Origin of the sequence: Mesorhizobium newzealandense, from assembly GCF_042682145.1 — a bacterium.
GTDB lineage: Bacteria > Pseudomonadota > Alphaproteobacteria > Rhizobiales > Rhizobiaceae > Mesorhizobium > Mesorhizobium newzealandense.
Genome location: NZ_JBHUGZ010000032.1, coordinates 131,916 through 155,910, shown reverse-complemented (window position 1 = coordinate 155,910; position 23,995 = coordinate 131,916). Strand labels below are relative to the sequence as shown.

General features: G+C 63.8%; 21 protein-coding genes. 12 read left to right on the top strand and 9 right to left on the bottom strand.

Going from position 1 to position 23,995, the window contains the following annotated elements; all coding sequences use genetic code 11:
* Positions 1-51 precede the first annotated feature (51 nt).
* Genes ACFSOZ_RS38510 through ACFSOZ_RS38490 form a run of 5 tightly spaced genes read left to right on the top strand, consistent with a single transcriptional unit; the run spans position 52 to position 5,252 of the window.
* Positions 52-1,593, top strand: a complete 1,542-nt coding sequence (locus ACFSOZ_RS38510; RefSeq protein WP_379107128.1) for a sugar ABC transporter ATP-binding protein — start codon at positions 52-54, stop codon at positions 1,591-1,593.
* On the top strand, positions 1,590-2,570 hold the full coding sequence (locus ACFSOZ_RS38505) for an ABC transporter permease (protein ID WP_379107125.1): 981 nt from the start codon (positions 1,590-1,592) through the stop codon (positions 2,568-2,570). Before ACFSOZ_RS38510 ends, ACFSOZ_RS38505 begins: the two co-directional genes overlap by 4 nt.
* Entirely contained in the window at positions 2,567-3,562 is a 996-nt protein-coding gene (locus ACFSOZ_RS38500) for an ABC transporter permease (RefSeq protein WP_379107123.1), read from the top strand. Before ACFSOZ_RS38505 ends, ACFSOZ_RS38500 begins: the two co-directional genes overlap by 4 nt.
* Positions 3,562-3,879: an L-rhamnose mutarotase gene (gene rhaM / locus ACFSOZ_RS38495; RefSeq protein WP_379107121.1), complete on the top strand. Its 318-nt coding sequence runs from the start codon at positions 3,562-3,564 to the stop codon at positions 3,877-3,879. The genes ACFSOZ_RS38500 and rhaM overlap by 1 nt, the downstream gene beginning before the upstream one ends.
* Positions 3,876-5,252 carry an FGGY-family carbohydrate kinase gene (locus tag ACFSOZ_RS38490; protein ID WP_379107119.1) on the top strand — a complete coding sequence of 459 codons (1,377 nt, stop codon included), beginning with the start codon at positions 3,876-3,878 and terminating at the stop codon, positions 5,250-5,252. The genes rhaM and ACFSOZ_RS38490 overlap by 4 nt, the downstream gene beginning before the upstream one ends.
* A 62-nt stretch (positions 5,253-5,314) precedes the next feature.
* On the opposite strand, the gene ACFSOZ_RS38485 is transcribed toward ACFSOZ_RS38490, so the two are convergent.
* The 3 genes from ACFSOZ_RS38485 to galE all read right to left on the bottom strand — a co-directional run bounded on the left by ACFSOZ_RS38485 (position 5,315) and on the right by galE (position 9,492).
* Positions 5,315-7,141: an alanine racemase gene (locus ACFSOZ_RS38485; protein ID WP_379107116.1), complete on the bottom strand. Its 1,827-nt coding sequence runs from the start codon at positions 7,139-7,141 to the stop codon at positions 5,315-5,317.
* A gap of 2 nt (positions 7,142-7,143) precedes the next feature.
* A complete protein-coding gene (locus ACFSOZ_RS38480; protein WP_379107113.1) occupies positions 7,144-8,394 on the bottom strand; it encodes a D-amino acid dehydrogenase in 1,251 nt (416 codons plus the stop codon).
* Between the two features lie 102 nt (positions 8,395-8,496).
* Positions 8,497-9,492 (bottom strand): UDP-glucose 4-epimerase GalE, encoded by a 996-nt coding sequence (gene galE, locus ACFSOZ_RS38475; protein ID WP_379107111.1) that lies wholly within the window; start codon positions 9,490-9,492, stop codon positions 8,497-8,499.
* 265 nt (positions 9,493-9,757) lie between these two features.
* Between galE and hemA the strand changes: the two genes are divergently transcribed.
* Positions 9,758-11,035: a 5-aminolevulinate synthase gene (gene hemA, locus ACFSOZ_RS38470; protein WP_379107109.1), complete on the top strand. Its 1,278-nt coding sequence runs from the start codon at positions 9,758-9,760 to the stop codon at positions 11,033-11,035.
* Between the two features lie 27 nt (positions 11,036-11,062).
* On the opposite strand, the gene ACFSOZ_RS38465 is transcribed toward hemA, so the two are convergent.
* Together ACFSOZ_RS38465 and mscL are read right to left on the bottom strand one after the other, a co-directional pair.
* Positions 11,063-12,229 (bottom strand): pyridoxal phosphate-dependent aminotransferase, encoded by a 1,167-nt coding sequence (locus ACFSOZ_RS38465; RefSeq protein ID WP_379107106.1) that lies wholly within the window; start codon positions 12,227-12,229, stop codon positions 11,063-11,065.
* Positions 12,230-12,338: 109 nt separating this feature from the next.
* Positions 12,339-12,761, bottom strand: coding sequence for a large conductance mechanosensitive channel protein MscL (gene mscL, locus ACFSOZ_RS38460; RefSeq protein ID WP_379107104.1), 423 nt, complete (start codon positions 12,759-12,761; stop codon positions 12,339-12,341).
* A 276-nt stretch (positions 12,762-13,037) separates the two neighbouring features.
* Between mscL and ACFSOZ_RS38455 the strand changes: the two genes are divergently transcribed.
* Positions 13,038-16,520, top strand: coding sequence for a PAS domain-containing hybrid sensor histidine kinase/response regulator (locus tag ACFSOZ_RS38455; RefSeq protein ID WP_379107101.1), 3,483 nt, complete (start codon positions 13,038-13,040; stop codon positions 16,518-16,520).
* Positions 16,521-16,552: 32 nt separating this feature from the next.
* Here the strand turns inward: ACFSOZ_RS38455 and ACFSOZ_RS38450 are convergent, their stop codons facing one another.
* Both ACFSOZ_RS38450 and ACFSOZ_RS38445 read right to left on the bottom strand, forming a co-directional pair.
* The gene (locus tag ACFSOZ_RS38450; RefSeq protein ID WP_379107099.1) at positions 16,553-17,212 is read right to left on the bottom strand and encodes a response regulator transcription factor; all 660 of its coding nucleotides are present in this window, start codon (positions 17,210-17,212) and stop codon (positions 16,553-16,555) included.
* A gap of 126 nt (positions 17,213-17,338) precedes the next feature.
* Complete coding sequence (locus tag ACFSOZ_RS38445; RefSeq protein WP_379107097.1) at positions 17,339-17,767, bottom strand: hypothetical protein; 429 nt, start codon at positions 17,765-17,767, stop codon at positions 17,339-17,341.
* A 107-nt stretch (positions 17,768-17,874) separates the two neighbouring features.
* Between ACFSOZ_RS38445 and ACFSOZ_RS38440 the strand changes: the two genes are divergently transcribed.
* Positions 17,875-18,225 (top strand): DUF952 domain-containing protein, encoded by a 351-nt coding sequence (locus tag ACFSOZ_RS38440; protein WP_379107095.1) that lies wholly within the window; start codon positions 17,875-17,877, stop codon positions 18,223-18,225.
* Positions 18,222-19,301, top strand: a complete 1,080-nt coding sequence (locus ACFSOZ_RS38435; protein WP_379107093.1) for a quinone-dependent dihydroorotate dehydrogenase — start codon at positions 18,222-18,224, stop codon at positions 19,299-19,301. Before ACFSOZ_RS38440 ends, ACFSOZ_RS38435 begins: the two co-directional genes overlap by 4 nt.
* Here ACFSOZ_RS38435 and ACFSOZ_RS38430 read toward each other — a convergent pair.
* A complete protein-coding gene (locus ACFSOZ_RS38430) occupies positions 19,294-20,634 on the bottom strand; it encodes an MATE family efflux transporter (protein ID WP_379107091.1) in 1,341 nt (446 codons plus the stop codon). The two genes, ACFSOZ_RS38435 and ACFSOZ_RS38430, sit on opposite strands and share 8 nt — an antisense overlap.
* A 132-nt stretch (positions 20,635-20,766) precedes the next feature.
* Between ACFSOZ_RS38430 and ACFSOZ_RS38425 the strand changes: the two genes are divergently transcribed.
* The gene (locus ACFSOZ_RS38425; protein ID WP_379107089.1) at positions 20,767-21,669 is read left to right on the top strand and encodes a histone deacetylase family protein; all 903 of its coding nucleotides are present in this window, start codon (positions 20,767-20,769) and stop codon (positions 21,667-21,669) included.
* A 2-nt stretch (positions 21,670-21,671) separates the two neighbouring features.
* On the opposite strand, the gene ACFSOZ_RS38420 is transcribed toward ACFSOZ_RS38425, so the two are convergent.
* Positions 21,672-21,935 (bottom strand): DUF6460 domain-containing protein, encoded by a 264-nt coding sequence (locus ACFSOZ_RS38420; RefSeq protein ID WP_379107087.1) that lies wholly within the window; start codon positions 21,933-21,935, stop codon positions 21,672-21,674.
* A 342-nt stretch (positions 21,936-22,277) separates the two neighbouring features.
* On the opposite strand from ACFSOZ_RS38420, the gene ACFSOZ_RS38415 reads away from it, so the two are divergent.
* Both ACFSOZ_RS38415 and ACFSOZ_RS38410 read left to right on the top strand, forming a co-directional pair.
* Positions 22,278-23,297 carry a glycosyltransferase family 2 protein gene (locus ACFSOZ_RS38415; protein WP_379107085.1) on the top strand — a complete coding sequence of 340 codons (1,020 nt, stop codon included), beginning with the start codon at positions 22,278-22,280 and terminating at the stop codon, positions 23,295-23,297.
* Complete coding sequence (locus ACFSOZ_RS38410; protein WP_379107084.1) at positions 23,290-23,991, top strand: class I SAM-dependent methyltransferase; 702 nt, start codon at positions 23,290-23,292, stop codon at positions 23,989-23,991. The genes ACFSOZ_RS38415 and ACFSOZ_RS38410 overlap by 8 nt, the downstream gene beginning before the upstream one ends.
* The last annotated feature ends 4 nt before the right edge of the window (positions 23,992-23,995 follow it).

The window sequence follows — 23,995 nt, the reverse complement described above, 5'->3', positions numbered from 1 at the left end:
CTCGTTCCGCCGCGACTTCAAACGGACCTTGTTTCAGGGCTTGATACGACTATGGACACGACAGCCCAACACGGCACGGCAAAGGAGAGGCCACCGGCCTCGACTCCGCGTCTGACGCTGTCTGGCGTCTCAAAGAGTTTCCCCGGTGTGCGTGCGCTGCATGATGTCAGCCTGTCGCTCTATCCGGGCCAGGTGACAGCACTGATCGGCGAAAACGGCGCCGGCAAGTCGACGCTGGTCAAGATCATGACCGGCATCTACCAGCCCGATACGGGCACCATCAGCATCGACGGTCAGGCCGTCACTCTGCCCAGCGCGCATGCCGCCTTCGGCTATGGCGTCACCGCTATCCATCAGGAAACCGTGCTGTTCGACGACCTGACGGTGGCCGAAAACATCTTTCTTGGCCACGCGCCGCGCACGCGCTTCGGCACCATCGACTGGCGCACCATGCGCAAAAATGCGCGCGAAGTGCTCGACGCCATGCATGCCGGCCATATCGACGCCGATGCGCGACTGAAGGACCTTGGCATCGCCAACAAGCATCTCGTCGCCGTCGCCCGCGCCATGTCGATCGACGCCCAGATCGTCATCATGGACGAGCCGACCGCGGCGCTTTCGATGAAGGAGATCGAGGAGCTTTTCCTGCTCATCGAGTTCCTCAAGAGCGAAGGCAAGGCGATCCTGTTCATCAGTCACAAGTTCGACGAGATCTACCGCATCGCCGACCGCTACACGGTGTTCCGCGATGGCGAGATGGTCGGCGAAGGCCTGATCAAGGATGCCGGCCAGAGCCAGATCGTGCGCATGATGGTCGGCCGCTCGGTCGACCACATCTTTCCGCAGCGCAAAGCCGAAATCGGCGCGCCGGTGCTTTCCGTCTCCGGCCTATCGCACCCGACCGAATTCAACGACATCGGCTTCGAATTGCACAAGGGCGAAATCCTCGGCTTCTACGGCCTTGTCGGCGCCGGGCGCAGCGAGGTGATGCAAGCGATTTCAGGCATCACCCGCACCACGGGCGGCACGATCACGCTGGAAGGCAAGACGATCGCGCCGAAATCGGCGGCGGATTCGATCGATGCCGGCATCGTCTACGTGCCGGAGGAGCGCGGCAAGCAGGGGGTGGTGATCGGCCTGCCGATCTTCCAGAACGTCTCGCTGCCTTCACTCAAGCGCACCTCGAAATCCGGCCTGCTGCGGCTGTCGGAAGAATTCGCGCTCGCCCGCTCCTACACCGAGCGGCTCGACCTGCGCGCCTCTTCGCTCAGCCAGGATGTCGGCACTTTGTCGGGCGGCAACCAGCAGAAGATCGTCATCGCCAAATGGCTGGCGACCGCGCCCAAGGTGATCATCCTCGACGAGCCGACCAAGGGCATCGATATCGGCTCGAAGGCCGCGGTGCACGGCTTCATGGCAGAATTGGTGGCACAGGGCCTGTCGGTGATCATGGTATCGTCGGAGCTGCCGGAAATCCTCGGCATGTCCGACCGCGTCGTCGTCATGCGCGAGGGCCTTGTCGTGGCGGTCTACGACAACAAGGGACTGGACGCCGAGACGCTGGTCCGGACGGCAGCGGGGATCGCGGCATGAAAGCCTTTCTCAAACACCGCGAAATCTGGCTGCTGGCGGCAATCGTTGTGCTCATCGGGCTGATCTCGACGCGCTTCCCGGCCTTCGCCGACCCCGGCAATCTGCGCCAGGTGTTCAACGACACCTCGATCCTGATGATCCTGGCGCTGGGCCAGATGGTCGTCATCCTGACCCGGTCGATCGACCTGTCGATGGCGTCCAACCTCTGCTTCACCGGCATGGTGGTGGCGATGATGAACGCGGCGCACCCGGCGATCCCGATCCCGCTGCTGATCGTCATTGCGCTGCTGGTCGGGCTGGTGCTGGGCGCCATCAACGGCCTCTTGGTGTGGCGGCTGAACATCCCCTCGATCGTGGTTACGCTCGGAACGCTGACCATCTATCGCGGCGCCACTTTCGTCCTGTCCGGCGGCGCCTGGGTCAATGCCGACAAGATGAGCCCCGACTTCATCGGCTTTCAACGCGCGGCCTTCCTCGGCATCCCTGTGCTGTCCTGGATCGCCATCCTGGTGATTGCGCTGTTCTTCGTCTTGATGACGCGCACAGCGCTCGGCCGTTCGATCTATGCCATCGGCGTCAATCCGACGGCATCGGTCTATGCCGGGATCGATGTCGGCCGAACGAAATTCATCGTCTTCTGCATCTCCGGCATGATCGGCGGTCTTTCCGGCTATCTCTGGATATCGCGCTATGTGATTGCTTCGGTCGAGGTCGCCAACGGCTATGAACTCAACATCATCGCCGCCTGCGTCATCGGCGGTATTTCGATTGCCGGCGGCATCGGCTCGGTCGGTGGCGCGGTGCTGGGCGCGTTGTTCCTCGGCATCATTTCCAACGCGCTGCCGGTCATCAACATCTCGCCCTTCTGGCAGATGGCGATTTCGGGCAGCGCCATCATCCTCGCCGTCGTGCTCAACGCGCGCGGCGAACGTCAGCAGGGCCGCATCATCCTGCGAAAAGTGGAGGCAGTGACATGACCGACGTCCCTGCCCCGCGCCACATTCCCGACCGGCTCGACAAACCGCTGAGTTCGGCGATCTTTTCCTGGGAGGCGCTGCTGGTCGTGGTGGCCGTCGCCATCTTCGCCATCAACAGCTTCGCCTCGCCCTATTTCCTCGACCCGTACTCGCTGTCCGACCTGACCTTCAATTTCACCGAAAAGGGTCTGATCGCCTTTGCCATGGCGCTGCTAATCATTTCGGGCGAGATCGACCTGTCGGTCGCCGCCATCATCGCGCTGGCGTCGACGATGATGGGCATGGCGGTGCAGGCCGGCGCCGGCACGCCGGTGCTGGTGCTGATCGGCATCGTCGTCGGGCTTGGTTGCGGCGCCTTCAATGGGCTGCTGGTGACAAGGCTGGGATTGCCATCCATCGTCGTCACCATCGGCACGATGAGCCTGTTTCGTGGCATCGCCTTCATCGTCCTCGGCGACCAGGCCTACAAGGGCTATCCCGAAAGCTTCGCCTTCTTCGGCCAGGGCTATGTCTGGTGGGTGGTGTCGTTCGAACTGGTGCTCTTCCTCATCGCGGCCGTCGTCTACTGGTTCGTGCTGCACCGGACGAGTTTCGGGCGTCGGGTCTTTGCTATCGGCAACAATCCGGTCGCGGCGCAATTTTCCGGTGTGCGCGTCGGGCGCACCAAGTTCGTGCTGTTTTGCCTCACCGGGCTGATGTCGGGCATCGCCTCGGTGCTGATCACCTCGCGGCTCGGCTCGACGAGGCCGTCGATCGCGCAAGGCTATGAACTGGAAGTGATCACCATGGTGGTGCTCGGCGGTGTCAGCATCCTCGGCGGCGCTGGCAGCATTTTGGGCGTCGTGCTCGCCGCCTTCATCATGGGACTGGTGACCTTCGGGCTTGGCCTGCTCAACGTGCCAGGCATCGTCATGTCGATCTTCATCGGCCTGCTGTTGATCATCGTCATCGCGCTGCCGATCGTCTGGCGGCGGCTGCGCGGAGGACGCTGATGGCTGAGAAATATGCGTTCAAGATGAAACTAAAACCCGGCATGAAGACCGAATACAAGAAGCGCCACGACGAAATCTGGCCGTCGCTGGTCGCTCTCCTGAAGCAGGCCGGCGTTTCCGACTATTCGATTCATCTCGACGAAGAGACCAGTATCCTGTTCGGCGTGCTGTGGCGGCGAGACGATCACGGCATGGACGATCTGCCGAAGCATCCGGTGATGCAGCGCTGGTGGGCTCACATGGCCGACATCATGGAGACCAAGCCAGACAATGAGCCGGTGGCCGTGCCGCTGGAAACCGTGTTCCATATGAAATGAGCGCGATGCGCCACATCGCCGTCATCGATATCGGCAAGACCAATGCCAAGGTGGCGCTGGTCGATCTCGCCACGCTGAGCGAAGTGGCGCTGCGCCGCATAGCCAATGCGCCGGTGCGGCAGGCGCCCTACCCGCATCACAATGTCGAGGCGCTGTGGACATTCATCCTCGACAGCCTTGCCGGCCTCAACCGCGAACAGCGCATCGACGCCATTTCCATCACCACGCATGGCGCGACGGGCGCACTGGTCGACGCCGCGAACGACCTGGTGCTGCCCGTCCTCGATTATGAATTCGATGGCCCCGACAGTCTGGCAGTGGACTATGATGCGTTCCGTCCACCCTTCGCCGAGACCGGCACGCCGCGCTTGCCGCTAGGCCTCAATCTCGGCGCGCAATTCTTCTGGCAGCAGAAGCGCTTCCCGGCGGAGTTCGCCAAGGCCGCCGCGATGCTGATGTACCCGCAGTACTGGGCTCTGCGCCTGACCGGTGTCGCCGCCAACGAAGTGACCTCGCTCGGCTGCCACACCGATCTGTGGAACCCGTGGACAGCGGATTTTTCGTCGCTGATCGACCGCCTGGGCTGGCGCGAGCTGATGGCGCCGGCCCGGCCAGCCAAAGACCGCCTCGGCCCGATCCTGCCTGCACTTGCCGCGCGAACCGGGCTCGATCCGCAGACGCCGGTGTTCTGCGGCCTGCACGATTCCAACGCATCGTTGCTGCCGCATCTCCTGTCCGACGCGCCGCCTTTCTCCGTGGTCTCGACCGGCACCTGGGTGGTGTCGATGGCGGTCGGCGGCAAGCAGATTGTGCTGGATGCGGCGCGCGATACGCTGGTCAACGTCAGCGCTCTAGGCGCGCCTGTGCCTTCGGCGCGCTTCATGGGCGGCCGCGAGTTTTCCGTGCTGACGGAAGGCCAGCCGGACAACTGGACCGAAGCTGATGTCGGCGCCGTACTGGCGCGAAAGACATTGCTGCTGCCATCGACCCAGCAAGGGTCGGGGCCGTTCCCGCACCATGCCGCGACATGGCTTGACGCAGACCACATCACACGCGGCCAGCGCTTCGCCGCCATCTCGTTCTATCTGGCGCTGATGACGGCGACCTGCCTCGATCTGATCGGCGCCGACGGCCCGACCACGGTCGAGGGGCCCTTTGCCCGCAACCGGCTCTTTGTCGGCATGCTGGCGGCAAGCACGGCACGCGCCGTTGTCGCGTCAGAGGCCGCCACCGGCACCAGCATTGGCGCAGCACTGCTCGCTTCGGGTCCGGTAACGGCCCATGGCAAAGGCGACAGAATGGAGCCGCCGACCGATCCGGTCTGGGGCGACTACATCAGCGCATGGCGCGCGGCAGTCGAAGAGCAGGGATAGGGTCTGTGTTTGAGCATGATCTTTTCCGAAAACCGGAACCCACTTTTCGGGACCATGCTCAGCTACAAGATCCGCTTGCCGAATGCCGACATGACGAAGTTGACCGTATCGGTGCCGATCCGAGGCTCCAGATCCGCGGTCAGGCCCGAAACATCCATCGACAACAGCCCGCCGGAGAGCGCGATCGCCTCCATCGCCTGATGTGTTTCGCGCACGGTGAGGCCACCGGAACCTGCCGCCCAGCCGGCGAATTCGGTGACATCAGGCGAATAGCTGACGTGAAAACCCTGCGTGCCTGAAGTGGCGATGCGGATCGCCTCGTGCATCAGGTCGCGCATGCCCATGGCGTCGATATCGGTCATGGTGAAGGCGGCGACGCGCGAATCCTTCAGCACTCTCGCCTCGGCCGGATCGGCATGGCGCAAGCCGACGATGACGACATTCTCCGGCGACAGCTGCGGCTGCAGCGCACCCGCCTTGTGATCGAGGCCAAGCGCGCGGGCCAGCACCGCTCGTTCCGGAAGGTCGATGCCATCCTCGTCCTCGGGCATCAGGGCAGCGATGGAATCGATCCAGATCAGGCCGAAGGAATGCGTCGCGCGCGCCGTTGCGGTCAGCGCCTTGTGCGCGATGCGGCGGTCGGCGCCGGCGGTCAGCCGGATCAGCCCCGATGGCGGCCGCTCGATATCGGCCAATTCGACGACGTCGAAATTCATCGCTTCCAGCCGCGCGCCGGTACCTTCCCGAGCCAGAATCCCGGCGGCGCCCTGTTCCGCCAATATCGACACCATCTTGCGGCCGGAAAAATCCTCGACATCGTGCATCGGGGCCTTCTCGACATATTCCGAGGTCATCGCCAGCAGCATGGCGCCGTAGCTCATGCGGAAGGCGACGCGGTCGCCGACGCCGGGCGGCGGGTCGGCATCCGCCACATCCAGCAGCAGATGGTCGCTGGAGGCGCCGAGCACGCGCACCCCCTTGGCGATCGGCGTCAGTCCCTCGACCAGCACGTCCTCGCGGCCGATATTGGCGATGGCGCGCAGCCTGTCGCCCTCGTCGGGGAAGACCGGCTGGTTGCCGAAGGCGTCGTAGCCGGATTGCCCGATCGGCCGTGACGGCTTGAGCTTGACCTCGATGATGTCGCTGGTCAGGCGGCAGGCGTCGGGTTCGAGTTCAGCCCACGGCACATCGCGGAAAGTTTCGACCCCGCCTTGCAGGATCGCTTCGCCGACGCGCAGATTGTTGATGCCGGCGGGTAGCTTGCCTTCAAGCAGCAACGGCAGCGACGATGAGGCGCCGCCCGAGATCCAGTCGAGGCTTTTGCCGGACAGGCGCTCGGTCTTGTAGGCGTGGGCGACCAGCTGCCCGAGATTTTCCTCGGTCGGCATGATGGCGCCGAAACAGCCGAGATTGGTGCCGATGCCGGCGATGCGCACGCCCTTGAACTGCAGGATCTGTTCGACCGTGGGGATCAGGTCGCTCGGCCAGATGCCTTCCCTGAGATCGCCGAGATCGATCATCAGCATGATGTCATGAACGCGGCCCATGCGCTCGGCGATGCGCGAAATCTCGCGGATGATCGTCAATTCCGACTGCAGGCTGATGTCGACGGTGCGCACCACCTCCTCGACACGCGCCATCGGCGGGCTGCGCAACAGCATGATCGGTGCGTTGACGCCGCTGTCGCGCAGCCGGCGGATGTTCTCGAAACGCGACTCGGCGATGCCGGCGACGCCGCCGCGCAGCATGGCGCGCGCCACTTGCGGCATGCCGCAGGTGCCCTTGGTGACGCCGAATACCTTGATGCCCGACTGCGCGCAGCGTTCGACGATCGTGCGGGTGTTGCGCTCGATGCGGCCAAGGTCGATGGCGACTTGCGGTCCCGACATTCCTAGCCTCCGTAGACCAGCCCCTGCGGATCGATCTCCGGCTTGCGGCCGGCGACCAGATCGGCAAGGAATTTTCCGGAGCCGCAAGCCATGGTCCAGCCAACATGGCCGTGCCCGGTGTCGAGATAGAGGTTCTTGTAGCGCGCCTGGCCGATGACCGGCACCGAGTTCGGCATCATCGGCCGCAGACCTGCCCACAGCTCCGCCTTCTTCTCGTCGAAGGCGCCGGGGAACAAATCCTTGCCGGTTCTGAACATGGCGGCGAAGTCGCTTGGTCTATGGGTGCGGTCGAAGCCGGTGAATTCGGCGGTCGAAGCGAGCCGCAGCCGGTTGCCAAGCCTGGAGTAGGCGATCAGCTGGTCTTCGTCGGCGCCGCCCATGGTCGGACCCTTGCTCTCGTCCTCCAGGGGTATCGTCGCCGTATAACCCTTCACGGGATAGACCGGCAGGTCGATGCCGTAGCGGCGGCCGAGCAGGCCGCTTTCCGGTCCCATCGAGATGACCACGGCATCGCCGGCAATCGGACCAGCCGAGGTCATCACCGCGCGCACCCGGTCACCGTCGATGTCGAGGCCTTCGACCGTGGTGCCGTAGAGAAATGTCACGCCGAGCTTCTCGGCGGCGTGGGCGGCGAGCTTTTCCACGAACTGCCGGGAATCGCCAGTCTGGTCGATCGGCGAATAGACGCCTCCGGCGATCTTTTCCTTCACGCCGGCAAGACCAGGTTCAAGCTCGATCAGCCGGTCGCGGCCGACGATCTCGATCGGCAGGCCGTGCTCGGCCAGATAGCGATAATTGTCGGTGCCGGTGTCGAGGCTGTGCTGCGAGCGGAAGAAATAGAGGATGCCCTTCTTGCGCTCGTCATAGCCGATGCCCGTATCGGCGGAGATGGCGTTGATGCAGTCGCGCGAATAAAGCGCCAGGCGCAGCTTGACCCGGCTGTTGGCGCGCAGGCGCTCTTTCGTGCACTGGCGCAGGAAGCGCAGGCTCCAGGCGAGGAAATAGGGGTCGAAGCGCAGCCGCACCTTGATGCCGAGATCATGGTTGTAGAGCGCGCGCAGGAAGGTCTTCAGCGCCGCCGGCGAGGCCCAGGCGGTGGCATCACCCGGCGACACCAGGCCGGCATTCGACTGGCTGGTGCCGCGCGCCGGCGCCGGATGGCGCTCGATCACGGTGACCTCATGACCGTCGCTGGCCAGATAATAGGCGGCCGCCGTACCGACAACGCCGGCCCCGAGCACCGTTATTTTCATGCCATCCCCCAAGCTCTCCGCGGCGCAGCGCCTCCACGCTTGCCGCGAATGCCTTCAATAGCGCTTCACTGCCTGCCTTGCGAGCCCCTGGGAGAACGCGCCTCAGCCTCGCGCCGAGTTCTTGCCGGTCAGGATGCGCTCCCAGGCGAGCGCATCGGCGACGATCTGGTCGAGATCGTCGCGTTGCGGGGTCCAGCCGAGTTCCGCGCGGGCGAGATCCGAATTGGCAACCACCGCCGCGGCGTCGCCGGGACGGCGATCGCCCATTTTCACTTCGAAATCATGGCCGAAGGCACGCCGCACGCTGTCGATGACCTCGAGCACCGAATAGCCATGGCTGTAGCCGCAATTGGCGACCAGGCTGGCGCCGCCGGCGCGCAGCCGCTGCAGCGCAAGACGATGCGCCGCCGCCAGATCGCTGACATGGATATAGTCGCGCATGCAGGTGCCGTCCGGCGTCGGATAATCGGTGCCGAACACCTGCATGAACGGGCGCTTGCCGAGCGCCGTCTCGCAGGCGACCTTGATCAGATGGGTGGCGCCCGGTGTCGACTGGCCGGTGCGGCCCTTCGGGTCGGCGCCGGCGACGTTGAAGTAGCGCAGCGCTGTGTAGCGGAGCCCATGTGCGATCGCCGCATCGCGCAGCATCCATTCGCTCATCAGCTTGGACAGGCCATAGGGCGATTCCGGCGCCAGGCGGGCATCCTCGCGCACCGGCTCCAACCCGGCGCCGCCATAGACGGCCGCGGTCGAGGAAAAGATGAAGTTGGGCACGCCCTCGCGCACCGCGGTTTCGATCAGCGTTCGCGTCTTGCAGGTATTGTTCTCGTAATAGCCGAGCGGGTCGGCGACCGATTCCGGGACCACGATGGAACCGGCGAAATGGATGATCGCGTCGACCTTATTGTCACGAATGATGCCGCCAACCAGTTCCCTGTCGGCGACATCGCCGACGACCAGCTTCGCCTCCGGCGCCACCGCCCATTCGAAGCCGGTGGAAAGACGGTCGAGAACGACCACGCTCTCGCCGGCATCCAGCAGTTCCCAGACCATATGGCTGCCGATGTAGCCGGCACCGCCTGTCACCAAAACCGTCATCCCAAATCCTCGCATCTCAAGATTTATCGGAAACTGTCTCAACCACCGCCTTACTGGAAAGCGTGACGCATTGCCATTAGAACGGTGGTACCGGTATCGTCGGCACGTGGCATCATCCTGAAACAAAATTGATCCACATCAAGGGAATAGGCCACGGCTCGTGGTCGTTAGGAACAGGTCCGGGGCGTGGCATTTTGACCAAATTGGCCCGGTGGACGACCAATCGGCCAATGATTATGATCCCGCGCAAAATTGGGAAGTCGACATGAACTATCAGCGGTTCTTCGAGGAAGCGATCGATCAGCTCCATGCCGAGCGTCGCTACCGCGTCTTCGCCGACCTCGAGCGTATTGCAGGCAAGTTTCCGCGCGCCATCTGGCGTTCCAATGGCCGCGCCGAGGAAATCACCGTCTGGTGTTCCAACGACTATCTCGGCATGGGCCAGCATCCTGATGTCATTGCCGCGTTCCAGAATGCGGCTGGCAAGATGGGCTCTGGCGCCGGCGGCACCCGCAACATTTCCGGCACCAGCAACCCGCTGGTCGAGCTCGAACTCGAGCTTGCCGACCTGCACGACAAGGAAGCCGCGCTCGTCTTCACCTCCGGTTTCGTCTCCAACGAAGCCTCGATCTCGACCATCGCCCGGCTTCTGCCCAATTGCCTGATCATCTCGGACGAGCTGAACCACGCCTCGATGATCGAAGGCGTGCGGCGTTCGGGTGCGGAAAAGAAGATCTTCCGCCACAATGATGTCGCGCATCTGGAAAGCCTGCTGCAGGCGGCGGGCCGCGAACGCGCCAAGCTGATCGTCTTCGAAAGCGTCTATTCGATGGATGGCGACATCGCGCCGATCAGGCAGATCGTCGAGCTCGCCGAGCGCCACAACGCCATGACCTATATCGACGAGGTCCATGCCGTCGGCATGTACGGACCGCGCGGCGGCGGCATCACCGAGCGCGAAGGCCTCGCCGACCGCATCGACATCATCGAAGGCACGCTGGCCAAGGCATTCGGCACGCTGGGCGGCTACATCACCGGCACCAGCGCTGTCATCGACGCCGTGCGCTCCTATGCACCGGGCTTCATCTTCACCACCGCGCTGCCGCCGGCGATCGCCGCGGCGGCGACCACGTCCATCCGCCATCTCAAGCGCTCGCAGGCCGAGCGCGATGCCCAGCAGCGGCAGGCGACGCGTACCAAGCAGATCCTCTCCGCCGCCGGCCTGCCGGTGATGGAGTCGCCGACCCATATCGTGCCGCTGCTGGTCGGCGACCCGGAACTCTGCAAGATGGCGAGCGACCGCCTGCTTGGCGTGCACGGTATCTACATCCAGCCGATCAATTACCCGACCGTGCCGCGCGGCACCGAGCGGCTGCGCATCACGCCGACGCCGTTCCATTCCGACGCGCTGATAGCGTCGCTGCAGGATGCACTGGTCGAGACCTGGGACGCGCTCGGCATTCCCTACGGCTCGGCCGGCCGGCCATCGGTCGCCAAGAGCGACCGGATCATTCCCCTCCTGGTGCCCAAGTCGGGCGGCTGACGGCGAGCGGCTGAAGCCGCCGCCTGCTCAAACAGCCTTCATCCACTTCGCCAGCCGGTGCGCCGCTTCCTCGACCTGGTCGAGGCGGCGGTGGAAGCAGAGCCTGAGGAAGGCTTCGCCGCCGGGGCCGAAGGCCGTGCCGGGCGCCAGGCCGACATTGGCCTTGTCGACGATGTCGAAAGCGGCGGTGCGCGAATCGGTGATGCCATCGACGGTGAAGAACAGGTAGAATGCGCCTTGCGGCACGGTGAACCGGGCGCGATCGGTGGCCCCGAGAATGCCGCAGACCAGGTCGCGCGCCTTCCTCGCCCGCTCCACCTGTTCGGCAATGAAACCATCGCCCTGATCAAGGGCCGCGACCGCGCCGCGCTGCATGAACTGGGCGACGCCGGAGTTCGAATACTGAATCAGGTTTTCGAACACCTGCTGCAAGGCGGGATGGGTCTTGATCCAGCCGACACGCCAGCCGGTCATCGCCCAGTTCTTGGAAAAGCTGTTGACGAACAGGATGCGGTCTTCCGCCACCGCGATGTCGAGGAAGGACGGCGCGCGGCCATGGCCGTAGTGGAACAGCGAATAGATCTCGTCAGCAATGATCCAGAGATTTTTCGCACGCGCAAGATCGAGGATCGCCTGCAAGGTCTCATGGTCGGCGGTCCAGCCGGTCGGGTTCGACGGCGTGTTGATGAACAGCGCCTTGGTGCGCGGCGTGATCGCCGCCGCGATCTTCTCGACGTCGCAGGACCAGCCATTGCCGGAGTGATCGAGCGTAACCGGCACCGGAACGGCTCCCGATATTGCCGCGGCAGCGTCGAAATTCGGCCAGGCCGGCGACAGATAGACAACCTCGTCGCCGACGCCGGCGAGCGCGTCGAGCGCCAGCTGGATGGCATGCATGCCGGATCCGGTGACGATGAATTGCTCCTCGGGGAAGGTCTTGCCGAAATGCCTGGCATAATAGCGGGCAAGCGCCTGCCTGAGATCGGGGATGCCCCTCTGCCAGGTGTAGAACGTCTCGCCGCCGGCCAGCGCTTTCGACGCCGCATCGGTGATGAATGGAGGCGTCGGCAGGTCACCCTCACCGGCCCAGAGCGGGATCATGCCCTCGCGCAGGCGGCCGTAATTGACGACGGCGACAATGCCGCTTTCGGGCGCGGCGCGAGCTTCCGCGCGCAAACTGTCGATCAAGGTCATGTCGGGTCCGTTCCAATCTCGGCGTTAATCAGCGCTCCATACCAGATGCGAAAACAGAAAACCCCAGCCGCGAACGACCGGGGTTTTGGTCCAGCAATGCAGCCCGAGCTTAGCGCTTGGCCAGCAGGTCGCGAATTTCGGTCAGCAGCGCAACGTCTGCGGGCGGCGGCGCGGCAGGTGCTGCCGGCTTCTCGGCCTCAAGCCGCCTGCGCAGGTTGTTCACCGCCTTGACCATCAGGAAGATGATGAAGGCGAGGATGATGAAATTCAGCGCCACGGTGACGAAGCTGCCATAGGCGAAAACAGCGCCTTGCTTTTTGGCGTCCGCCAGCGAGGTGGCGGTGACGGTCGAGGAAAGCCCGACGTAATAGTTGTTGAAGTCCAGCCCGCCGAAAATCGCGCCGACGATCGGCATGATGATGTCGTTGACAAGGGAATCGACGATCTTGCCGAAGGCAGCGCCGATGATGACGCCGACGGCCAAGTCCATCACGTTGCCCTTGGAAATAAACTCCTGAAATTCTTTCAGCATTCGACCCTCCTTGTCATGACCGGCCGCGCTGCCGTTCCGTCCCTGCGGCATCGACCCAGAGGCAACATAACAAAAACCTGGGGTTGCAACATGGGCAAAAGGGAGAAAACAACCGGTTTCTCCTTACCTCGCGGCACATCGGATGGCAGCTTGGTTGAGCTGTCTGAATGTCGCGGCCGCGATCATGCTCCCAAAGCCGCAATGGACTCCGACGCCAAGCTGTGATTGCGTCCGGGCAAGCCGGATAAAAAGACGGCAAAGGAGGAAATTCCAGGCGTGCAGGGCTTGTTCATCGTCATCATCGCGATCGCCTATGTGACGCTGCTGTTCGCCATTGCCAGCCTGGGCGACCGCCGCTCGGCCACAGCTGGACCCAGCCGGGCTCGGCCCTTCATCTACGCGCTCAGCCTTGCCATCTACTGCACGTCCTGGACCTTCTTCGGCTCGGTCGGCCTCTCCTCGGAACGCGGCCTCGAATTCCTCGGCATCTATATCGGCCCGGTGCTGGTGTTCGTGTTCGGCTTTCCGCTGCTCAACCGCATCGTGCGGCTGGCCAAGACCGAGAAGATCACCTCGATCGCCGACTTTCTCGGCGCCCGCTATGGCAAAAGCTTCACGGTCGCGGCGATCGCAACGCTGATCGCCACCATCGGCGCGGTGCCTTATATCGCGCTGCAGTTGAAGGCGATCTCCGGTTCGGTCAGCCTGATGGTCGAGCACTACACTGGCTCGCCACCTTCCTTCGATCCGTTCGTCAGCGACATCTCGCTGGTGGTCGCCATGCTGCTGGCGCTGTTTGCTGTGCTGTTCGGCACACGCCACGCCGACGCCACCGAACACCAGGACGGGCTGGTGCTGGCAGTCGCGGTCGAGACCGTGGTCAAGCTTGCCGCCTTCCTGGCGATCGGCCTGATGGTCACCTTCATGATCTTCGGCGGCCCTGGCGACATGTTCGACAAGCTGGCGCAGAATGCTCAGGTCCGGCAGGCAATGGGCTACAACACCTCGCTCGCCACCTGGCTGGTGCTGACTTGCTTGAGCGGCTTTGCCATCATCATGCTGCCGCGGCAGTTCTACGTCACCATCGTCGAGAACCGCGGCGAGGCCGAGTTGCGCACCGCGACATGGGTGTTTCCGCTCTACCTCGTGGCGATCAACCTGTTCGTGCTGCCGATCGCCTTTGCCGGCCTGTCGCTGGTCGGCACCGGAACCAGCAGCGATCTCTACGTATTGTCGCTGCCCTTGTTCAGCGGCCATGATGTGCTGGCGATGGCGGCCTTCATCGGCGGGCTGTCGGCGGCAACGGCAATGGTGATCGTCGAAAGCGTGGCGCTGTCGATCATGATCTCCAACGACCTCGTCATTCCGCTGTTCGTGCGCCGCCTGCTCAAGACCTCGACCTCCGATGACGAAGACTGGTCGACGCTGATCCTCAATGTGCGGCGCGGGGCGATCTTCATCCTGCTGTTCATCGCCTTCCTCTATTACCGCGAGAGCACCAACAGCGCGCGCCTGTCGTCGATCGGCCTGATGTCCTTCGCGGCCATTGCGCAGTTCGCGCCCGCGCTTATCGGCGGGCTGATCTGGCGCGGCGCCAACGGCAGGGGCGCGGCACTCGGCATGGTCGCCGGCATCCTCGTCTGGGGCTACACGCTGCTGTTTCCATCGCTTGCCTCACCCGATACCGGCATCATCGTGCACGGGCTGTTCGGCTTCGAGGCGTTGCGGCCTCAGGCACTGTTCGGCACCGTCGCCGAACCGCTGAACCACGGCGTGTTGTGGAGCCTGTCGATCAACGGGGTGTTCTTTGTGCTCGGCTCGCTGTCCCGCGCCTCGGTGCCGCTGGAACGCATCCAGGCCTCGATCTTCGTCCCGCGCGATGCCGGCCCGATGCCCAGCCTGCGCCGCTTCCGCACCGCCATCACCGTCAACGACCTCAAGGACACGATCTCGCGCTATCTCGGCGTCGAGCGCACCGAGCGCTCCTTCCAGTCGTTCGAAAAGACCAACGGCACCTCGCTGCACGGCAAAGAGCAGGCGAGCATGGACGTCATCCGCTTTTCCGAGCAGCTGCTGGCCAGCGCCGTCGGTTCTTCCTCGGCGCGGCTGATCCTGTCGCTGCTGTTTCGGCGCCACGACCGCGAATCCAGGGACGCATTCCGCTTGCTCGACGACGCCACCGAGGCGCTGCAGCACAACCGCGACCTGTTGCAGATCGCGCTCGACCAGATGGAGCAAGGCATCACCGTCTTCGACCGTGATTTCCGGTTGATCTGTTGGAACCGCCAGTACCGGGCGCTGTTCGACCTGCCCGACGAGATGGGCCAGGTCGGCGTCTCGCTCGACCGCATCCTGCGCCACCTCGCCGAGCGTGGCGACATTCCCGCGGACCAGCGTGTGGCGATGCTCAACCGGCTGACCAGTTTCGTCAGCCCATGGCAGATGGAACTCAAGACCAGCGGCCGCATCCTGGAGCTGCGTTCCAACCCGATGCCGGATGGCGGCATCGTCGCCACCTATGCCGACATTTCCGGGCGCGTCGAACAGGACCTGGCACTCAAGCGCGCCAATGAATCGCTGGAACAGCGCGTCAAGACCCGCACCATCGAGCTGACCCGCGTCAACGAGGAGCTGGCGCAGGCGCAAATGCTGGCCGAGGAGGCCAATCTCGGCAAAACGCGCTTCCTCGCCGCCGCCGGCCACGACATCCTGCAGCCCTTGAACGCCGCCCGGCTCTATTGCTCGTCGCTGATCGAGAAGGCCGGCAAGGGGCCCGCCGGTAAGGCAGCGGTCAACATCGAATCCTCGCTGGAATCGGTAGAAACGATTCTCGGCGCCGTGCTCGACATCTCCCGCCTCGATGCCGGCGCGATGAAGCCGGACGACACCGCCTTCAATCTCGACGGACTGCTGCGCCAGATCGGCAACGACTTCCAGCCGCTGGCCGCCGAGAAAAAGCTCGGCCTGACGATCATGCCATCATCGTTGACCGTGAAGACGGACCGCAACCTGTTGCGACGGCTGATCCAGAATCTCGTCTCCAACGCCATCAAATACACGCGCCACGGCCGTGTGCTGGTTGGCGTGCGCCGGCGTGGTGAACTGGCCGAGATCCAGGTGATCGACACCGGCATAGGCATCGCCGGCGACAAGCTCAACACCGTCTTTCACGAGTTCACCCGGCTGGACGAAGGCGCGCGCGAAGCCGAGGGCCTTGGCCTCGGCCTTTCGATCGTCGACCGCATCGCCCGGGTGTTGCGCCTGGAGATCCGGATCTTTTCCAATCCTGGCAAGGGCACGCGCTTCTCCGTCATCCTGCCGGTCGCGGCCGTGCAGGAGCCGCGACGCGAGATCGAAACCAGGGCTCCTGCCCGCGCCACAGCGTCGCTGGCCGGGCTGCGCGTGCTCTGCATCGACAACGATGCCCGCATCCTCGAAGGCATGCGGCTCCTGCTCGAAGGCTGGGGCTGCAACGTCGACACGGTGTCCGGCTCAAGGGATCTGGCCGCGATACGCCGCCCGGACATCGTCCTTGCCGACTACCATCTCGATGGCGAAACCGGTCTCGACATCGTCGTCAGGCTGCGCGCGATCCATGGCGATAGCCTGCCGGCCGTGCTGGTGACCGCCGACCGCTCCAACGAGGTGCGCACAGCGGCGGGTGCGCTGGAGATTCCGGTGATCAACAAGCCGCTGAAGCCGGCGGGGCTGCGTTCGATGATGGCCAGGGTCAGGCCACTGGCATCGGCCGCCGAATAATCCAGTCGTTTGATTTCGCCGGGGACCGCGTGTCAGCTGGCCGGCTGCAACGGGTCGTTGCCGATCTTGGACAGCAGGATCACTGCCTGGGTGCGGCTGTCGACGCCGAGCTTCTGCAGGATGGCCGAGACATGCGCCTTGATGGTCGCCTCAGAGACACCGAGCTCATAGGCGATCTGCTTGTTGAGCAGGCCCTCGGCCAGCATGCCGAGCACGCGGGTCTGCTGCGGCGTCAGCGCCTGCAGGCGTTTGATCAGGTCGGAAATCTCGGGATCGCGCTCGACGCCGAGATCGACGCCGACGGGCGCGGCGATGTCGCCGGCAAGCACCGACTGCACGGCATTGCGGATCTCTTCCATGCTGGCCGACTTGGAGATGAAGCCGGAAGCGCCGAGGTCGAGCGCACGCCTGATGGTGGCCGGATCGTCATGCGCAGACACCACGACCAGCGGCACCGCCGGGTGGATGCCACGCAGCGAAATCAGGCCGGAAAGCCCGCTGGCGCCCGGCATCGACAAGTCGAGCAGCACCAGATCGACATCCTCGTTGGCCACGACCAGCGCCTTGGCGCTCTCGAAATCGCCGGCTTCGTGGATTGCCGCGACATTGCCGATGCCGGCGAGCGCTTCGCGCAACGCACCACGAAACAGCGGGTGATCGTCGGCGATGACGAAAGAATAGCCTGACGGCAAATGTCCCTCCCCGAATCCCCCGATGTTTTTTTAGCTTTTTCCGGGACCAGTTGGACGATTATGAGGGGCTGCGCGCTGTTTTCAAGCGGCAAAGCCAGCGCGCCGCGTTTTCCCTATTTTGAGCGCTCAGGTCTTCTGCGAGTTGAGCTGGGCGCCGTCGTCCTTGTCCATTTCCTTGACGATGCCCATGAAGCCGCGCAGGAAACGCTCCATGTAGCTCATCGTCTTGTTGAAATCCTCCTCGCTCGGCAATTTCGATTCGAGGCGGGCAGAGAGCGAATTCTCGAGCTTGGTAACACGCTCGTCCATCGCCTTCATCGAGGTCTGGAGGCGGTCGACCTCGTCCTGGAAAGCGGCGCGTTCGTCAGCCGCCATCTTGCAGACGAGCTGGCCGGAGCGCTCCTCACAGATCGACATCGCACCGGTCTGCGTGTCCATCCGAACATAGCCGTTGTCAGACTTTTCCAGCCGGTAGCGGTCGGTTTCTTCCGAATAAGCTGAAGCCGCGACCAGCGAAGCGAGCGCGGCGGGGATCAAGATGTGCTGCAGACGCATGTTGTCCTCCATGGCCAAACTCAGAATTATCACATGTTTGCGCCGGAAATGGGGAAGACCCCTGGCGTGGTCTTTCCCGCGTGGCTGGTTCGGACTATAGCGCAACCATGTCTCAGATTATCTACAAGATAACCCCGGAAGCGCCCTGGCGCGAGGCCGAAGCCAATGGCCGCTACACCGGCGCGCCGATCGATGTCGCCGACGGCTTCATCCATTTCTCCACGGCAGGGCAGGTCAAGGAAACGGCGGCAAAGCATTTTACCGGCCAGACCGGCCTTCTGCTGGTCGCCATCGACGGCCCGCGTCTGGACGCCGCGTTGAAATACGAGGTCTCGCGCGGCGGCGCGCTGTTTCCGCATCTTTACGGCGTGCTGGACCTGAAAGCCGTCCTGTGGGTCCAACCGTTGCCGCTCGGCGCCGACGGTGCCCACCAGTTCCCGGCGCTGGAGGCCGAATGAGCGTGCTCGACCGTATCGGCCAGAAACTGCTGTTCACATTCGATCCGGAAACCGCGCATGGCATGTCGATCGCGGCGCTGCGATGCGGCCTGCCGGTCGGCGCGCGGACGACACGCGATGCGCGGCTGAAGGTGACGGTCTGCGGCCTCGATTTTCCGAACCCGCTCGGCATGGCGGCGGGCTATGACAAGAATGCCGAAGTGCCGGACGCGCTGCTTGGGCTCGGCTTCGGCTTTGCCGAGGTCGGCACGATCACGCCGCTGCCGCAGGCGGGCAACCCGAAGCCCCGCATCTTCCGGCTGACGGCGGATGAAGCGGTGATCAACCGGCTGGGCTTCAACAATGAAGGCCACGCGGCCGCCGAAAAGCGCCTCGCTGCCCGCAGGGGGCGTGCCGGGATCGTTGGCGTCAACATCGGCGCCAACAAGGACAGTGCCGATCGCATCGGCGACTATGAGCGCGGCGTTACCCGCTTTGCGTCCTACGCCAGCTATCTGACCGTCAACATCTCCTCGCCCAACACGCCGGGCCTGCGCAACATGCAGGCGCGCGAGCAGCTCGGCGAACTTTTGTCACGTGTCATGGCCGCGCGCGCCACAGCAACAGCACGGCCGCCGATCTTCCTCAAGATCGCGCCGGACCTGGTCGAGGCCGAGCTGGAAGACATCGCCGCCGAGGCCACTGAAAAACAGATCGATGGCGTCATCGTCTCCAACACCACCATCTCCCGGCCGGCGCTGCGCAGCGGCGACGCCGCGCGCGAGACCGGCGGGCTCTCCGGCAGGCCGCTGTTCGAACGCTCGACCATCGTGCTGGCCAGGATGCGCAAACTGCTTGGCCCCGAGCGCGCCATCATCGGTGTCGGTGGCGTCGATTCCACCGACGCGGCACTGGAAAAGATCCGCGCCGGCGCCGATCTGGTCCAGCTCTACACCAGCATGATCTATGCCGGCCCGGCACTGCCAGGCCGCATCGTCGCCGGGATGGCACGCTTTGCCGAAACGGGGCGCCTCAGATCCATTCGCGAGTTGCGTGACAGCCATCTCGATCAATGGGCGTCTAAGCCGCTCAGCTGAACGCTGTCCGCAGCCGCAACCGCAAAATCGTCAGCAGGCTGAAGCCCCGCGCCAGCAGGAAGACGTGCAGCGCCGCCCATAGGCCATGATTGCCGAAGGCAGGCGCCAAGGTGAGCAACGCGACTGCAAAGACAAGAAACGACAGCAGCATCATGTTGCGCATGTCGCGTGACCATGTGGCGCCGATGAAGACTCCGTCCATCTGAAATGCCAGCACGCCGCTGAGCGGCGTCAACGCCGCCCAGGGCAGATAGATGTCAGCGACGCCGCGAACGTCCAGCGACGTTGTGACCAAGGCGACCAGGCCGGCACCGCCCAGCCAGAAGATCAGCGTGGCCGCGCCCGCCAGCCCGAACCCCCAAAACAAGGTGAGCCGCACGGCCTGCCGGAACGGTGTGGCGGCACGCGCACCGACGGCACGGCCCGCCAGCTGTTCGGCGGCGGTGGCAAAGCCATCGAGGAAATAGCCGGCGACGAGAAAGAAATTCATCAGCACGGCGTTGGCGGCCAGCGTCACCGTGCCGAACTGCGCGCCCTGGCGGGTGAACAGCGCGAAGGCGGCGAGCAGCGAGAACGAGCGGATCATGATGTCGCGGTTGAGCGACAGCATGCGCAGGAAGGCCGCCATGTCGAGCAGGCGGTGGCGCGGCAAAGACGGAGCCGCCCGGAACCGGCGGACGACGATCGCCAAGCCCAGCAGCATGGCGAGGAATTCACCGGTGACGGTCGCCCAGGCGACGCCGGCGACGCCCCAGCCAAGCTTCAGGCCGAGCAGGAAGCAAAGCGCGATGTTGATGCCGTTCAGCACCAATTGCAGCATCAGCCCGAGCCCGCCCTCGCCACGGCCCAGGACATAGCCGAGGATGGCATAGTTGATCAGTGAGAAGGGAGCTGCGAGCAGCCTGATGCGGATATAGACGCCCATCGCCTCGCTGACGCGCGGTTCGGCACCCATGAACTTTTGCCCGGCGATGGCGACCAGCGGCGCAAGCGCTGCCAACACGATGCCGGCGACGACCGCGATCAGCACGGCGCGCCAGAACACCGCCTGTTCCTCCAGTTCGTCGCCGCGTCCGAGAGCCTGGGCGACGAGGCCGGTGGTGCCCGAACGCAGGAAATTGAAGGTGGTGAAGACGACGTCGAAGATCAGCGCGCCGGCCGCCAGGCCGCCGAGCAAGGCGGCGTCGCCGAACTGGCCGACAACCGCCGTGTCGACCAGGCCGAGCATCGGTGTCGTCAGATAGGCAAGCGTCATCGGCACCGCGATGGCGAGCACGGAACGGTTGGTGACGACAAAGGATCTGGCGTCGGCTGGGGTTGCACCCTTGTCCAAGGATTGCTGCCTTGCTGATTGCGGCTTGATCGAACAGCCGGTGTGCCCCATTTTCCCGGCATCGCGCAATCACCCATCCCGTGACGGCCAACCGAAATCCCCGGTCTGGCGTGAGCCCGCCGGATCCAGTCCATGCCCCTGCAGATCGTCCACCATCCCGACTACGACGCCGGCTTCGCCGTCAATCATCGCTTTCCGATGAGCAAATATCCGCTGCTGATGGAAGCGCTGCGGGCACGCGGACTGGTTGAACCCGACGCACTCAACACCGCTGAACCGGCGCCGGCAGCGTGGTTGAAACTCGCCCATGCGGCGGACTATGTCGACCAGGTCATCAACTGCTCCGTGCCCGAAAAAATCGAGCGTGAGATCGGCTTTCCGGTCGGCCCACGTGTCTCGCTGCGCGCGCAGCTTGCGACCGGTGGCACGGTGCTGGCGGCGCGGCTCGCCATGCGCCACGGCATTGCCTGCAACACGGCCGGCGGCAGCCATCATGCGCGGCGCGCGCAAGGCGCCGGCTTCTGCACCTTCAACGATGTCGCCGTCGCCGCACTGGTGCTGCTCGCCAATGGCGCCGCACAAAACATCCTGGTCGTCGATCTCGACGTTCACCAGGGCGACGGCACGGCGGACATTCTCGCCGACGATCCGCGCGTGTTCACCTTTTCCATGCATGGCGACCGCAACTACCCCGTGCGCAAGATCGCCTCCGACCTCGATGTCGCGCTGCCCGATGGCACGGGTGATGCGGCTTACATAGAGGGGCTCGCCGCCATCCTGCCGGAACTCAGCTCCCAAAAGCGCTGGGACATCATCTTCTACAATGCCGGCGTCGACGTTCACGCAGAGGACAGGCTTGGACGGTTGTCGTTATCGGATGACGGACTGCGCGCCCGCGACGAAACGGTGATCAGTCACTTCCGCAGGCTCGGCATCCCCGTCTGCGGCGTGATCGGTGGCGGCTACTCCACGGATGTGCCCACACTCGCCGCACGCCACGCCATTTTATTCGAGGTCGCAGCCGGTTACGCTTGAAGTCACTTCCGGTAGCTGGCGATCCTGAGCAGGATGAAGGCCGGAACGACGATCGCCGCACCCAGCAGGATATAGCCGAGGAAGCGATCGATGGCATGGAAGCCGAGATTCCACAGGTCGCGGAAGAACCTCTGGATGCCGTAAAGCACGTCTATCGGCGACCAGCCGAAGGCATTCATGACGAGGCCGACGAGGAACGACACCACAAGCAGCTTCAGGATCACCCTGAGCGGCGAGTCGCCGAGAAAGCGCGTCAATGCGGACAAAGCCCGTCTCCGAGTGAGGTGCCCATACCGAGGGGCGTCGGCCCAGACATACGCACTTGGCTTGCCGGCTTCAAGCCGACAGGTCTCCGGGATGACACGTGGCGCGGGTCTGGGTTTGAACCTTGCCCGCCAGATCGCGTTGCTGCACAATGGCACCATTCGGATATTGACCGGCCCTGGCGGGCGCCCGGATCCGCATGGAATTGAAGGTTCGTTCGTGATCTTGGCCGCTGACGGCAGAAAGGCTGGCCGACCAAGGGCCGTGGCCGCTGGTTTATCTGTTTTCTAACCAATTCCCGCTATTGCCATTCCAATAGCGGGAGCAAGGGGCTTTTGGTGGAGATGGAGAAAAACACCGCGCGAAGCGCCGTCATGTTGTCGGTGGTCGTCCCATGCTACAATGAGCTGGATGGGGTGGCCGAACTTCATCGACGGGTGACCGACGCATGCCTCGAACAGGGATCCTCCTATGAGATCGTCCTTGTCATCGACGGCGCGACCGACGGCACGCGCGAGGCCATTTTCCAGTTGGCCGAAAAGGACGACCATGTCGTCGCCATCGACCTTGCCCGCAATTACGGCCACCAGATCGCGTTGAGCGCGGGGCTCGAATTCTGCCGCGGCCAGCGCATTCTCATTCTCGATGCCGACCTGCAGGATCCGCCTGAGCTGCTCGGCGCCATGATGGCGAAGATGAATGAAGGCTTCGATGTCGTTTACGGCCAGAGACTGAGCCGAGACGGGGAAAGCTGGTTCAAGCTCACCTCCGCTTCGATGTTCTATCGCTTGCTGCGCCGCATGGTCGACGTCGAGATCGCGCCGAATTCCGGGGATTTCCGGCTGATGAGCCGCCGCGCGCTCGACCATCTGAACGCGATGCCCGAGCGATACAGGTTCATTCGCGGCATGGTGAGCTGGATCGGGCTGAAACAGGTTGCCTTCCCCTATGAAAGACACCGGCGCTTTGCCGGCACCACCCACTATCCCCTGAAGAAGATGGTTCTTCTGGCGGTCGACGCGATGACCAGCTTTTCCATCGCGCCGCTGCGGTTCGCCTCGCTGCTCGGAATGCTGTTCGGGCTTCTGGGGCTGGTTGTGCTCTGCTACACCCTCATCGAATGGTCGGTCGGAAACGTCTTGCCAGGCTGGACCAGCCTTGCCGCGATCGTGCTGATCCTGGGCAGCGTCCAGCTTATGGTGCTTGGTATCTTCGGCGAGTATCTCGGGCGCATGTACATGGAGACAAAGCGGCGGCCGCTTTACTTCGTCAACGAGATCGTTTCGCGCAACCGGGCAGCCACTGACAAGGATCTGCCGGTCCATCGCCTGCAGAAGATGGCAAAGAGGGCCGCACGTGCTTGAGGCGGAGTTCGACCAGTTTGCGCGCGAATACCAGGAACAGCATGCCGCGAGCATAAAGCTGAGCGGTGAAGCGCCGGAGTTCTTCCACAAGTACAAGATCGACGACATCGCCGCGACGCTGCGGCGGGCCGGCGTGAAACCGCGACGGATACTCGATTTCGGCGCCGGTGTCGGCAATTCGCTCGGCCATATGCGCAACGCGTTTCCCGACAGCGAGATCACCTTGCTCGATCCTTCGCGGGAATCGCTGGACATCGCCAGCAAGCGCTTTCCCGACCAAGCCGCCTTCACGCATTTCGATGGCAAGACAATTCCCTTTGCCGACGGCAGCTTCGAACTGGCTTTCGCGGCCTGCGTCTTCCACCATATTCCCGAGAACCTCCAGATCGGACTGCTCGCGGAGATCGGCAGGGTGCTGGCCGATGGCGGCAGCTTCTTTGTTTTCGAGCATAATCCGTGGAACCCGCTGACCACGCACGCGGTGAGAAATTGCGCGTTCGACGAGAACGCGGTTTTGATCAATGCGCGCGAGATGCGCAGACGCATGGCCGCGGCGGGTCTTGCCAACACCCGGATCGTCTACCGGATTTTCTTTCCCCGGCTGCTTGCGAGGCTGAGGCCATTCGAGCGTTTCCTCACCAAGATTCCTGTCGGAGCCCAATATTTTGCGCATGCGGTCAAACCTGCCATTTGACTAT

What these genes read in the sequence shown, in the direction of transcription:
- ACFSOZ_RS38510 (WP_379107128.1), top strand. Translation starts at nt 52, where the DNA reads ATGGACACGACAGCCCAACACGGCACGGCAAAGGAGAGGCCACCGGCC.
- ACFSOZ_RS38505 (WP_379107125.1), top strand. Translation starts at nt 1,590, where the DNA reads ATGAAAGCCTTTCTCAAACACCGCGAAATCTGGCTGCTGGCGGCAATC.
- ACFSOZ_RS38500 (WP_379107123.1), top strand. Translation starts at nt 2,567, where the DNA reads ATGACCGACGTCCCTGCCCCGCGCCACATTCCCGACCGGCTCGACAAA.
- rhaM (WP_379107121.1), top strand. Translation starts at nt 3,562, where the DNA reads ATGGCTGAGAAATATGCGTTCAAGATGAAACTAAAACCCGGCATGAAG.
- ACFSOZ_RS38490 (WP_379107119.1), top strand. Translation starts at nt 3,876, where the DNA reads ATGAGCGCGATGCGCCACATCGCCGTCATCGATATCGGCAAGACCAAT.
- ACFSOZ_RS38485 (WP_379107116.1), bottom strand. Translation starts at nt 7,141, where the DNA reads ATGTCGGGACCGCAAGTCGCCATCGACCTTGGCCGCATCGAGCGCAAC.
- ACFSOZ_RS38480 (WP_379107113.1), bottom strand. Translation starts at nt 8,394, where the DNA reads ATGAAAATAACGGTGCTCGGGGCCGGCGTTGTCGGTACGGCGGCCGCC.
- galE (WP_379107111.1), bottom strand. Translation starts at nt 9,492, where the DNA reads ATGACGGTTTTGGTGACAGGCGGTGCCGGCTACATCGGCAGCCATATG.
- hemA (WP_379107109.1), top strand. Translation starts at nt 9,758, where the DNA reads ATGAACTATCAGCGGTTCTTCGAGGAAGCGATCGATCAGCTCCATGCC.
- ACFSOZ_RS38465 (WP_379107106.1), bottom strand. Translation starts at nt 12,229, where the DNA reads ATGACCTTGATCGACAGTTTGCGCGCGGAAGCTCGCGCCGCGCCCGAA.
- mscL (WP_379107104.1), bottom strand. Translation starts at nt 12,761, where the DNA reads ATGCTGAAAGAATTTCAGGAGTTTATTTCCAAGGGCAACGTGATGGAC.
- ACFSOZ_RS38445 (WP_379107097.1), bottom strand. Translation starts at nt 17,767, where the DNA reads ATGCGTCTGCAGCACATCTTGATCCCCGCCGCGCTCGCTTCGCTGGTC.
- ACFSOZ_RS38440 (WP_379107095.1), top strand. Translation starts at nt 17,875, where the DNA reads ATGTCTCAGATTATCTACAAGATAACCCCGGAAGCGCCCTGGCGCGAG.
- ACFSOZ_RS38435 (WP_379107093.1), top strand. Translation starts at nt 18,222, where the DNA reads ATGAGCGTGCTCGACCGTATCGGCCAGAAACTGCTGTTCACATTCGAT.
- ACFSOZ_RS38425 (WP_379107089.1), top strand. Translation starts at nt 20,767, where the DNA reads ATGCCCCTGCAGATCGTCCACCATCCCGACTACGACGCCGGCTTCGCC.
- ACFSOZ_RS38415 (WP_379107085.1), top strand. Translation starts at nt 22,278, where the DNA reads ATGGAGAAAAACACCGCGCGAAGCGCCGTCATGTTGTCGGTGGTCGTC.